Genomic DNA, 11794 nt, shown 5'->3' with positions numbered 1-11794 from the left:
CTGAAGCTCAGCGATTTTCCTGATTGAGGTAGGCGCCGCGCGAAACTTGCGACGTCGTATTGTCGTCCGAAGCCTCGCGACCGGCTTGCGCGCGCCCCTGATTCTTTCTCCGGGCCGTTTCCTCGCGGGTCATGATGGCGACGAGGCCGACGTACAGGATCTGACCGAGAAAGAAGATCGCAATACACAAAATCGCGACCATTCCCAAAGACATGCCATTCCAGAACCCGACCGCGCCAGCGATGATTGTGACAAGAGTCAGGACGACGAGAAATGGCATCAAGCGCATGGCTTGGCACTCCGAAACTTGGGCTGGGCTCCAGCGGTTACCTTCTCGATAATAACCGGTCAAGCATTTGAAATTCAATTGTTGCGTGTGTTGGTATTTGTGCCGCGCATTTCGGGCTTGTCCCAGCTTTTTCCCGGATCCCCGAAATACCCGTTGTAATCTTCGAAATAGGCCTCGGTGCTGGAGACATCGACGAAGTCACGCAAATCTTCCATATCCACGCGGTTCAGCACCGTTCCCAAGAGGCGCTCGCGCAACGCTGCATTGGCCGAGAGGATGCGGTTCAGCATCAACTTCGGCGTCTTGCCCCAGCTTGCCACGAGGAGCACGGTGTCGAGGTTCGGGATCATGGCACGCGCATCGACGATTGCGCCGAGCGGGGCGAGGTCGATGATCACGAAATCGAACTCGCTGCGCACCTCGGCGATCAACTCGCGCATGCCGCGCGAGGACAACAGCTCGGCGCTGTGGGTGAAGCCGTTCGGCGGAATGCATGGCAGGATATGCACACCGGTGCCTTCCACTTCACGTACCAAGTTGCGCCAAGGCGCGCGGCCGGCGAGCACTTCGACAAGTCCGTCGCCATGGCGGAAGTCGAGGCGCTGGCTGAGGCCCGGGCGCCGGATGTCGCTATCGATCAAGAGCACCCGTGCGTTGGACATGTTGAGCACGGCAGCCAGATTGAGAGACACCGTCGATTTGCCTTCCTCGGGACGTGCGGAGGTGACCCCCAGAACGATTGCCCCGGTCTCGACCGGCGCGCGGATTTCTGCGGCGAGCCGCACGCTGCGCAAGGTTTCCGCGAAGAAAGATCTGGGGTGGCGCACGGCGTAAATGGCGCTTTCACTGGTCGAATGCGACCCGTTTCTCGGTTTCGAGATATTCTCGGCGAGCCCGTCCCGCAGGTTCTGGAACACGGCGGTGCTTGTGATCGATCGGACCGGTTCCGACTGCGCCGAGGTTTCGAACTCCGGCAGATAGCCGAGGAACGGTCCACCGGTTTCGTCCTGAACGTCATCCGAGGTACGCAGGAAACGCTCCCGCCATTCCTGCCAGGCCGTGATCATCATCCCGATGATCAACCCGAGCACGATCGAGATCGCAAGCGCGCGCTTCGTGCTCGGGCCGACCGGGTTGCGCGGCACGTCCGCCTTGGTCAGGATCCGCACGTTCGAGACGGGGAAGGATTTCTGTTGTTCGATCTCCTGAAACTTCGTCAGGAAGGCCTGGTACAGCGTCGAGAGCGTGTCGGCGCGTTGCTGCAGCGCGCTGTATTGGACCTCCACGGTGCCGGAGCTCGTGTCGCTGTCGATCGCGAGGCCGAGGCTGTTCTTGAGCGCATCGACCTTCGCTTCGGCGCTTGAAAGATCGCTCTTCGCCTGTGCGCTTCCTTGCTTGAGAAGGGTGAACAGGCGTTCCGCAGCGGCCTGAACCTGCCGTTGGACGACCTTATACTGCGGGTGATCTTCGCCGAAATTGGTCTTGATCTGATTGAGCATCGCCAGCGAGTCGGTGAGCGTATCGCGGGCTTGCTGCAGGGCCGGGTCGCTCCCGCCGCCGACCCCGGTGGAGCCACCATCGACGAGAGCCTGAACCCCACCGGCAATGATCTGGTTGTAGGTATCGACGCGCGCCCGCGCGCGGGCCACATCGCTGACCGCATTGGCCATCTCGGCATTGAGCTGGACGACGGAATCCTTTGTCATCGAAACGCCGCGCGAGGAGACGAGCCCATGCTCGGCCCGGAAGGTCTCTGCATTGAGCGCGGCTTGTTGAGCCTGATTTTGCAGCTCCGTCAGCCGGTCCTGCATCCAGTTCGTCGTCCGTTCGGTCGCTTCGAAATTCGCGTTGAGGACATCGGCGATGTAGCCCTCGGCGAGCGAATTCACGATCGCGGCGCTCATGGCCGGATCGTAGGACTCGTAGCTGATAGAGATCACGGAGCTTCTGCCGACACGCCCGACATCGATGCGCGCCTGCAAGGCGCGCGCGGCGAGGTCTTGCCGCGCGGCGGTGATCTGTTCGGGCGTCAGAGTGTTTGTGCCGCTCGGTTCGGGCTTCGAGCGCAGCCAGTTGATCGGTGTGCGGATCGTATTGATCGCACCGCCGATCAGCCGGGAAAACAGCGAGCTCGGCGGCGACGTGAAGGAGGGATTGTCGAGAAGGTCGAGCTCCTTCACGACCGATTGCGAGATCCGGTCGGAGCGGATGATCAGCCGGGCATCCTCAAGCGCGGACTCGCTGAGATTGTTGCTCTCCGAAGCCCCGAGCTGTTCGATCGAACGGCTGATATTCGCGTCGAGCAGCAGCAGTGAATTGGCGAGGTAACTGCGCGGCGTGGTCGCCAGATAGATGATCCCGAGGATACCGAGGATCGCGACGGGCACGATGATCGACCACCGCCGACGACGCAGGATACGTGTGAGCTGGCCCAGCGTTACAGTCTCGGGCGGTTTCGAGATCGGCCGCTCGAGATCGTTGCTCGTATCTGCGAATTTGAATTGCGTCTGTCTCAAGAGGTCGTTCCTCGCGCGTTGCGCCTTGAGGCTGTGTTTTGCGTGGCATCGGCAGATGCGCCGCCATAGATTTCCGTTCGGCTTCCGCCGGCAAGTCGCCAGACGACGCCGATATGCAGGGCTGCGCGCATCAGATTTCGGTTGCGCGCCAGGGGGTCGGTGACGTGGCCCAGCGAAAGTCCGAGACAGGCGAGTGCTTTCGCGCCGGCGCGTCCGAGTTCGATCATTCGTGCAGCGAAGCTCTTGCCCTGCGAGACCAGAACGGCATGGGTCTGGCCCATGCGGAAGCGGCGCCGGAAAAGCCACGAAATCCGCGCGCGTTCAGCAGGCACATCCTCTTCCAGCCAAGCCTCCGGGGCGTAGGCAAGTGTCCCACCGCGGCGCTTGATCTGGTCGAAGAAGATCGTGTCTTCGCCGCCGCTGCGACCGAATTCGGGATCGAACCGCAGGCCAGAGACGGCGGGGTGTTTCAGGTCGAGCAACACGTTGCAGGTGTAGCCCGCGCGCACGCGCCCTTCGCTATCAAGCTCGGCGAGGGTGTCGTGGATATGGCCTGCGCGCATCCACTCGGGGGCCGCGTCATTGTGGTAGGCGCGCACGGGGCCGATCACCGCGGCGTTCTCTTCGGATTGGCGCGCCTCCATCAGGGCGGGGAGCCAGCCGGGCAGGGCGCGCTCGTCATCGTCGAGGAAGGCGAGGCAGTCCAAGTCTTGCGCCTCGGCCGCGTCGAGAACCGCATTGCGCGCGATCGAGATGTTATGGGCGGGCGCGTGCAGATAGTGCAGTTCGAAGGGAAGCGGCACCGAACGAGCCCGCTCTTCGGAAGAGGGTTCAAGATCGTTATCCGCGACGATGACGCAGATATCGAGATCCGGCGGGAGCGTTTCGGCAAGCGAGGCGAGGGTGTCGCGCACGATTTCGCGACGATAAGTACACAGGCCAATGCCGATCTTGTCTTTGCGCTTAGGATTGGTCACTCAGGCACCCCGCGACCGATGGTTGGCATGCTATTGCCCAAAATCTGCGCCCAGAACCCCGTGGACCAGGCCAGATGCATGATGCCCGCGATCGGGCCCGCCGTGAGATTGGCCAGTCGCTTCGTCTGGATCGCGATCGCCAGTCCAGCAACCGCACAGCCAAGAAGCCAGACGATCGCAGGTAGGGCGAAGATCGGGTGCAGCGGGGCCAGCACGACAAGAGCGAGTGCCGGTGCCAGAGCCGCGACGATCGCCTGTCGCATCGCCGGGCGTTCGCGATGCAAAGCAAGCGTGCGGGCGCGTCCCTTGCCGAACCGGAAATATTGCGACGCGAGATCACGCAGGGATTTGCGCGGGAAGTAGCGGACGAAGGTGCGCGCGGTCAGCCAGATCTTGAAGCCCGCGCGGATCAGGCGGTGATCGAGTTCCGCATCCTCGTTATGGCTGAATGTGGTGTTGTAGCCCCCGACCGACCGAAAGGCGTTCAGCCGAAACAGGGCATGATGTCCGTGAGTGACCCAACGGCCTTCCCCTGCGCCGCGATGTGCCGACCCACCATTCCCGAAACGAGAATTCTGAGCCCGCGCGATCTGGGTCTGTAGTGGGGACACCCCTTCGGCATGCATACGGACGACGACGCTGTCGGCGCCGGTGTCGATGGCCTCGTTCATCAGCGTTTCGCAGAAATCGCTCGGGTAGGCGCTGTGTGCGTCCACACGGATCAACCATTCCGCCTCGTCGTCGAAGCGCTCCACGGCGAGGTTGACCGCTGCGGCCTGCAGCCTGTCGGGGTTGTGCAGCAGGACGATTTGCGGCGTTTCCTGTGCCATTTTCTCGACTATGGCGCAGGTCCCGTCCGTCGATCCGCCGTCTGCCACTATGACGGTCGCGTCTTGGGCGCGCGCGAAGGGCAAAAGCGCCGAGATGACCGAGGCGATATGGTCGCTCTCATTCAGCGTGGGGATGACGATGAGGATGCGGCTCACGATTGCGCCTCCCGCAGATGCGTGGCGCCCTTTCGAGACGCGCGAGCTGTAGGAAGATCGGCCAACCAGGACACGAGCGCGCGGCATTCTGCGTGACCCGCCTCCCAGGTGGAGCGCGGCTTTGCAGCGACCGCTTGCCGAAACCTCTGGATATCCGCATTGCTCAGACCGCTGAGGACTTGCGCGACCGACGCGCTCGACGGTTCTGCCACCTGAACCCCGATGCCGAGAGTTTCGGTGCGTCGTGCGACCTCGGTTCCCGCCAGAACCACCGGAACCGCGCCATGCAGGCAGCCCTCATAAAGGCGGTTTGGCAGCAGCCAGTCCGAATTCTCTCCGGCCTCGTAACGGTCGATCAGCCAGGCAAGATCGACCGCGTCGTAAATCTCATCGAGATCATCGGGCGCGGAATAGGGACCGCCAAATTCGAGATCGGGATTTGCTGCGACGCGCTCATGGAAATCCGGGAGTTGATCGAGCGCCGGACGTCCGCGCATTTTGACCCGGAAATGTCCCGGTGCGTTGCGAGTGAGCGCGTCGAGCGTGTCCAGCGACCAGCGGCACCGGAGAATTCCATTCCAGCCGATCTGCAGCGGCCCCTCCAGAGGGTGCACGCGTTCGCGAAGCTTTGCCGGATCAAGCGCGAGCGGCTTGTTTTCAATCAGGCACAGATGCGGGGCGAGCCTCTCGAACGGCTGAGGGTGGCCGCGTTTGAACCCCTCTGACGAATACAGAAGCCCCGATGCGGATTTGAGCGCCGCCGCTTCAATGGCGCGGATTGCCTTGGACGCCGGACCGTTCCCCGACAACAGGCGATGCACGTCGAGCAGTTCGTAGACGAGACGTACCGCCGGTGCGCGTCGCTTGAGAACCGCGCCGAGCGCGAGCATTTCGAGATTGCGAGCGATGATGACGTCAGTCTCCTGGAGCGTCGGAAACTGCTTGTCGAGACCGGGGAGGGCCTTGAGCACCGAGAGCGCGCGCTGGGTCATTTTTCCATTGGCGGTATGCCCGAGGACGAGCGCAGGCTCCGGCAGTGGCCGCGCTGAGCGTTGGAACCCCGCAAGCGTCACCTCGGCGCCGCCAGCGCGCAACATCTGAACGCGTCGCCAGATCGCGGCATCATCGAGGTCATGAACGAGGTAGATCAAACGCATCTTGAAAGCCGTCTTCCCTGCGCTCACGCTGCCGCGCGATCAACGGCGTGGCAGTCACCGATCTGCACATGGTCCGCGTGACTGTCAGTCTGCGGGGGCGGGACATTCGCATCGGGCCCACTTCGAGTCATTCAACTTCCTCCAGATCGCCTGAAACGCGGCGCGGAGCGGACGAAAACCAACCACCGCAAAATCAGGCTTCGATCTGGGCAGTTTCCGGTCAAATGCTAAGGAGGGCAGGTTTGCCGAATTACCGCGCGGCATGCGGAAACGTCGCGCGAATATCCAAGGCGCTTAGAAACTGTGCGTAATGTGAACGAATAATCGGCGGCGCTTTCTGCACTGCAGCGAGGCTGCTTGGCGCTTTGGTAGCGATTCTATTTACGCAATGAGAGTCCTTTCGACGCGCGGTCTGAGAAAACCCGGTTGGTTGCCTATTCAGAAATGGGGTTTGCGGGAATTCGTTAGTGGGTTGTCGACAAAATGCCTGCTGAATAGGCGCTTGGCATCTTTTGCACCCTTCACTGCTGAGTGATTGTGCGTCCATGGCTGCACGAGTGGCGGGAATTGCCTGCGGGCTGGCTCGGAGCGGCGCGTCATGGAAACCCTAGGAGGACATCTGAAGTGCATAGGGCGTTGCGTGCGGGGCATGTGATCTCTGAAAAGCCACTTCGGTTTGCGGCGTGATCGCAGCGCGAAGGGGAAGGTGGACGTTGGCTGGGGCAGCTTTCACGGACAAGGTTATTCCCGTCTTCTATGACGGTTATGAGATGCGCGCCTGGGAAATGCCTCTGGGGCGGCAGCTCTCGCAGCTGCGCGGGGTTGCGCGGCGCAGCTACCGCAAGCTGAAGCGCAAGCAGCCCTATACCGGGTTCTTCACGGCGTTCCTGAACCTGACGGAAAGTCTGCGGCGAAACGGGTATGACGTTCGGATCAATGATTTCGCGCTCGCCCGTCGGTCACCGGACAGACCGATCGCCATTGCCGGCCATCAGTCCGTCTGGAGCGATGTCGATCTGCCCAATCCGACCCTGTTCGGGCCCGGCTGGGTTCCCTATCCGGACCGCGCCGAGGCGATGCTGGCTGAGCGGAACTATCAGATCGTGACGCAGCCTTCGGAATGGCCCATTCGGCTGTATACACCTCAGGTCGCCGCGAAAATGGCCCCGATGTTCGTCGGGATCGATACGGACCGCTGGCCGCTTCTGGCCGAGAACCGCAAGCAGATCGACTGTGTCATCTACAACAAGATCCGCTGGAACCACGCCGCGCGCGAGGCGGATACGATGCAGCCGCTGCGGGCCATGCTCGACCGCCGCGGCCTGAGTTCGGTCGAGCTGAAATATGGCGAGCACGAGTTGGCCGAGTATCGCAGCGCCTTGGCCAAGGGGCGTGCATTGATCTTCGTGACCGAGCACGAAACCCAAGGCCTTGCTTATCAGGAGGCGATGTCTTCCGGCGTTCCGGTCTTCGCGTGGGATGAGGGCGAACTCGTCGACCCGCTCGGTGCCAAGTTTGTCCCCGAAGGCTTGGAAGTCTCGGCCGTTCCTTATTTTGACGATCGATGCGGGCTGCGTTGGACGCGTGCGAATATGGAAGACCGGTTCGAGGACTTCTGGGCGCGGCTGCCGGAGTATCAGCCGCGCGAATACATCCTCGACGAGCTTTCCCTCGAGCGCGGCGCGCGACGCTTTCTGAACTTGTTTGAGAGGATCGCGTGATGCCGAACTGTAAACGTCAGGCGTGCCGCGGTCGGTCAGACCTCTTTTCGACGAGGAAGGTGTTCCAATGCCGTTAGCGCTCGTGCGAATGCCGACCTATCGGCGCCCCGACCTGTTGCGGCGTGCCATAGGCACGCTTCAGGCGCAGACCTTCGAGGACTGGGCCTGTGAGGTGCGCGATGACTGCCCCGATGCGAGCGGTCGTGCGATGGTCGAAGAGATTGGCGACCCGCGGGTTCACTATGTGCAGAATCGCCCGCAGAAATTCATGACGCGCAATCTCGATGACTGCTTTCTCAAGGAGAACCCCTACAAGGCCGATTACTTCTGCATGCTGGAAGACGACAACCAAGTCTTCCCGGACTACCTTGCGCGCGGACACGAGATTTGCACCCAGCAGGGGGTGAACCTCTGCATGCTGAGCCAGGTCATCGAGCATGAAAGCCGGACGCCCAACGCCCGTCTCGGCGACAAGGGCATTTTCGATGATGTCTATGACGAGCGCACCTATAGGCCCGAAGAGGTTCATCTGGCGATCTTCGGGTCGATCGGCGTGTCGAACGGTGCGCTGTTTTGGTCGCGAAATATGAAGGGCAGTCTGGCGGTGAAGGTCGATACGATCCCGACGCTGGAGGAATATCTGCGCACGGCTCTGATCTCCGAACCTGTCTATGTCTGTCGCGAACGGCTGGCCGCGTGGGCAGAGAACGAGACATCGACCACTCGCAATCTGGGCCTCGACAAAGGGTGGCTGCGTCGCGAGCTTGATCTCAAGGCGTCAATCACGCGGCTTCAACGGGCGATCTGGGGCCGAACCTCGCCAGAGGCGAAGGACGCATTTCTGGCTGGCGAGGTTCTGCGGATACCGCGTTCGGCACGGATCGAGGCGCTCCAGAAGGCGGGAATTGCGGCGAACGGGGTTCCGGGGAATTTCCAGCCAAAGGCGATCTTGAAGCGGAATGCCGTGCGCTTTGTCGGCCGCGCTCATTCCTCTGTAGATGCCACTTTGCCGAGAGTAAGTAACTGAAATTAACACGCATTAAGTGTGTGAAAGCAGAACGTTCCGCCGCGAATAGCTGACGGTCAGGCGATTCCCTCGTGTCTTGCGCAGTGGGTTTCGGCCAGCCGCCGCCGATCGCAATTCCATTAAAATCAGGAATCCAGCCCGTAAATGCGCGTTTTTTAAGCATTTTCGGGTGACTTTTTAATGCGCGCGCAACCGCGGATTGAATCGCCGCAAAAACCGCTAGCGGTTCATCAGAGCTGTGTAACCCTTTCTATATTCAATCAAACGTGGGGGTATATGTGGTGATTGAAAATTCTCGAAGCAAAAATGACGCCATCCGGTATGAGCGACCCAAATTGAAACATTTGGGGTCTCTCGAAGATCTGACGCATGGCGGCCGCGGTCGCGGACACAAGGATGACGATTATGACGGACACGGCTCGTACTGTCCGCCGGATTTAGCCTTCTCATAACGGCGTTCGGAAAGCTCCGGGTGCTGCCAGTTGCCCGGTAAAGAAGTGGAAGCCTCGCAGCGATGCGAGGCTTTCGTCTTTCCCTTCCGCGCGTGTTGCTCTTTGATGGCGCGGCAAATGACAGGAAGGGAGCGCGCGCATGGCACGTATTTACGAAGACAATTCGCTCAGCATCGGAAACACGCCGCTGGTGCGGCTCAACCGCATGACCGAGGGCGCGGGCGCGACCGTTCTGGCCAAGATCGAGGGGCGCAACCCGGCGTGGTCGGTGAAGTGCCGCGTCGGTGCGAACATGATCTGGGACGCCGAGGAGCGCGGCGTGCTCGGTCCCGGCAAGGAGATCGTCGAGCCGACCTCGGGCAACACGGGGATCGCGCTGGCTTTCGTCGCCGCCTCGCGGGGCATCCCGATCACGCTGACCATGCCCGACACGATGAGCATCGAACGGCGCAAGCTGCTGCTGGCCTATGGCGCGAAGCTCGTGCTGACCGAAGGCGCGCAGGGCATGAAGGGTGCGATCGCCAAGGCCGAGGAGATCGCCGCCTCCGATCCCGACCGCTACGTGTTGCTCCAGCAGTTCAACAACCCCGCGAACCCCGAGATTCACGAGAAGACCACGGGGCCGGAGATTTTCGAGGATACCGATGGCGTGGTCGATATCTTCGTCGCGGGCGTCGGCACGGGCGGCACGATCACCGGCGTTTCGCGCTATCTGAAAAAGGAAAAGGGTCTGCCTGTGATCTCGGTCGCGGTGGAGCCCGAGGCGAGCCCGGTTCTCACGCAGGCCCGTGCGGGCGAGGCGCTGCACCCCGGTCCGCACAAGATTCAGGGCATCGGGGCGGGCTTCGTGCCGAAGGTGCTCGACATGGATCTCGTGGACCGGATCGAGCAGGTCAGCAATGACGAGGCGATTCAGACTGCCCGGCGGCTGGCGCGCGAAGAGGGGATCCTTGCTGGGATCTCCTGCGGCGCGGCTGCGGCTGCAGCCCTGCGCCTCGCGCACGAACCGGAGAATGCGGGCAAGACCATCGTCGTCGTGCTGCCGGATTCGGGCGAGCGTTACCTGTCTTCGGCGCTGTTCGAGGGGATGTTCGACGAGGCCTGAGTGGTGGTCTTTGCCGCCTCCAGCAATGCCCCCACCAGCTTCTGCGGGCGGTAGTTCAGATCCGACGGCGTCAGTCCCATCCGCACCACGACCATATCGGCCGAGGGGATCACGGTGACGGTCTGCCCGTCATGCCCCTCGAGCCAATAGGTGTCGGCGGGCAGCCCGAACCGCGCGTCATCGCCCGCTTTCTGCTGATCGCTCGGGCCAGCCAGCCATGTCATGCCCTGCCCATAGACCCCGTCGGTCGGGGCGGGCGCATGCATCCGCTGCACGAATTCGGCGGGCAGCAATTGCCGCCCATCCCATGTGCCATCCTGTAGCAGGAACTGGCCGAAACGCGCCCAGTCCCGCGCGGTGGCGTAGAGGTAGGAACTGCCCACGAAGGTCCCGGAGGCGTCGGTCTCGAGCGTGGCCGAGCTCATCCCGAGGGGGTCGAACAGCTTGCGGCGCGGCCAGGCGAGCGCGGTGGAGGTGTCGCCCACCGCATTTTGCCAGATGCGCGACAGCAGCACGGCGGTGCCGCTGGAATAGCTGAAATGAGTGCCCGGCGGATGATCGAGCGGCTGGGAGGCTGCGAATTTCGCCATGTCCGGCTCGAGATAGAGCATCCGCGTCACATCCGAGACGTCGCCGTAATCCTCGTTGAAGCGCAGCCCGCTCGACATCGACATCAGCTGCGCGACGGTGATCTTCGCACGGTCGTCGCCCTGCCATTCGGGCAGCAGGTCGCTTTGGTCCATCCGCAGCTTGCCCGCCTCGATCGCGGTGCCGACAAGGGCCGCGGTGACGGTCTTCGTCATCGACCAGCCCAGAAGCGGCGTCGCGGCATCGAAGCCATCGCCGTAGCGCTCCGCCACCAGCTTGCCATCCTTGATGACCACCACCGCGCGCATCCCCGGCCCGGTCAGCGCATCGTCGCGCAAGACGGCTTCGAAGCGGCCTTGCCCGGTCAGGTCGGTCTGCGCACCGGTGGGCCAGAGGGCGGCGCTCGTGCTGGGGCCGGGCGCGGAGGGGGCGCTTTGATCGCGGGCGGCGGCCAGATTGCCATCGGGGAAGGTGGCGCAGCCGAGGCCCACGCGCTCCTCGGCGGTCGTCGGCGCGATGATCCCGGCGAAGGCGGCCCGGACCCGGCCTGCCTGGCGGTCGGTGCTGACCCAGAAGGCGCGCAGCAACGGATTGCCCGGCGCTTGCACATCGGTTTCGAGAACTTCGTCGGGGTCGCGGCCTTGCAGCGCTTCCGCTGAGCAGGTGATCTTCGCGCTATAGCCAGCGCCGACGCGCAGCAGCTCCGGCGGCACGATCACCGCGTAGAGCACCGCCACCACGACAAGCCCGCCGATCCCGGCAAGCACCGCTTTCCATCCCCGCATCTCGTCCTCCCTCGGGTTCCCGCCGCGCCGGACGCGCCAAGTCACCCGCCTGGTTCCGTTCGCGCTGTAGTTTTGGCAAAGCACGCGGCCTTGCCAAGAGGGCGAGGCGCGGGCTGACGGAAGGTCATCTTGGGGTGTGGCGTGTCTTTTGACACGAAATGCGCCCCTCGGTGTGGGAGCCGAGATCATGG

At 62.6% G+C, this 11794-nt stretch carries 9 protein-coding genes; 3 read left to right on the top strand and 6 right to left on the bottom strand.

Annotated features, from left to right (window positions below; genetic code table 11):
- Window positions 1-7: 7 nt before the first annotated feature.
- The 5 genes from BMI85_RS06100 to BMI85_RS06080 all read right to left on the bottom strand — a co-directional run bounded on the left by BMI85_RS06100 (window position 8) and on the right by BMI85_RS06080 (window position 5760).
- Complete coding sequence (locus BMI85_RS06100) at window positions 8-289, bottom strand: hypothetical protein (protein WP_078520455.1); 282 nt, start codon at window positions 287-289, stop codon at window positions 8-10.
- A 74-nt stretch (window positions 290-363) separates the two neighbouring features.
- Entirely contained in the window at window positions 364-2805 is a 2442-nt protein-coding gene (locus BMI85_RS06095; RefSeq protein ID WP_168174743.1) for a GNVR domain-containing protein, read from the bottom strand.
- On the bottom strand, window positions 2802-3782 hold the full coding sequence (locus BMI85_RS06090) for a glycosyltransferase (protein ID WP_078601082.1): 981 nt from the start codon (window positions 3780-3782) through the stop codon (window positions 2802-2804). Before BMI85_RS06090 ends, BMI85_RS06095 begins: the two co-directional genes overlap by 4 nt.
- Complete coding sequence (locus BMI85_RS06085; protein ID WP_246832497.1) at window positions 3779-4768, bottom strand: glycosyltransferase family 2 protein; 990 nt, start codon at window positions 4766-4768, stop codon at window positions 3779-3781. The genes BMI85_RS06090 and BMI85_RS06085 overlap by 4 nt, the downstream gene beginning before the upstream one ends.
- Complete coding sequence (locus BMI85_RS06080; protein WP_246832496.1) at window positions 4765-5760, bottom strand: glycosyl transferase; 996 nt, start codon at window positions 5758-5760, stop codon at window positions 4765-4767. Before BMI85_RS06080 ends, BMI85_RS06085 begins: the two co-directional genes overlap by 4 nt.
- An 848-nt stretch (window positions 5761-6608) precedes the next feature.
- Here BMI85_RS06080 and BMI85_RS06075 point away from each other — a divergent pair.
- From BMI85_RS06075 to cysK, 3 genes are all read left to right on the top strand, one after another.
- On the top strand, window positions 6609-7646 hold the full coding sequence (locus BMI85_RS06075; RefSeq protein ID WP_143595008.1) for a glycosyltransferase: 1038 nt from the start codon (window positions 6609-6611) through the stop codon (window positions 7644-7646).
- A 67-nt stretch (window positions 7647-7713) separates the two neighbouring features.
- Window positions 7714-8673 (top strand): glycosyltransferase family 2 protein, encoded by a 960-nt coding sequence (locus BMI85_RS06070; RefSeq protein WP_078600178.1) that lies wholly within the window; start codon window positions 7714-7716, stop codon window positions 8671-8673.
- 591 nt (window positions 8674-9264) lie between these two features.
- Window positions 9265-10230 carry a cysteine synthase A gene (cysK, locus tag BMI85_RS06065; RefSeq protein WP_078600176.1) on the top strand — a complete coding sequence of 322 codons (966 nt, stop codon included), beginning with the start codon at window positions 9265-9267 and terminating at the stop codon, window positions 10228-10230.
- Here the strand turns inward: cysK and BMI85_RS06060 are convergent.
- Window positions 10185-11603, bottom strand: coding sequence for a serine hydrolase (locus BMI85_RS06060; protein ID WP_078600174.1), 1419 nt, complete (start codon window positions 11601-11603; stop codon window positions 10185-10187). The genes cysK and BMI85_RS06060 overlap by 46 nt on opposite strands.
- Window positions 11604-11794: the final 191 nt, after the last annotated feature.

Source organism: Thioclava sp. DLFJ4-1 (assembly GCF_002020145.1).
GTDB lineage: Bacteria > Pseudomonadota > Alphaproteobacteria > Rhodobacterales > Rhodobacteraceae > Thioclava > Thioclava sediminum.
The sequence above is the reverse complement of the archived record's forward strand: the minus strand, read 5'-3'. Positions and strand labels throughout refer to the sequence as shown.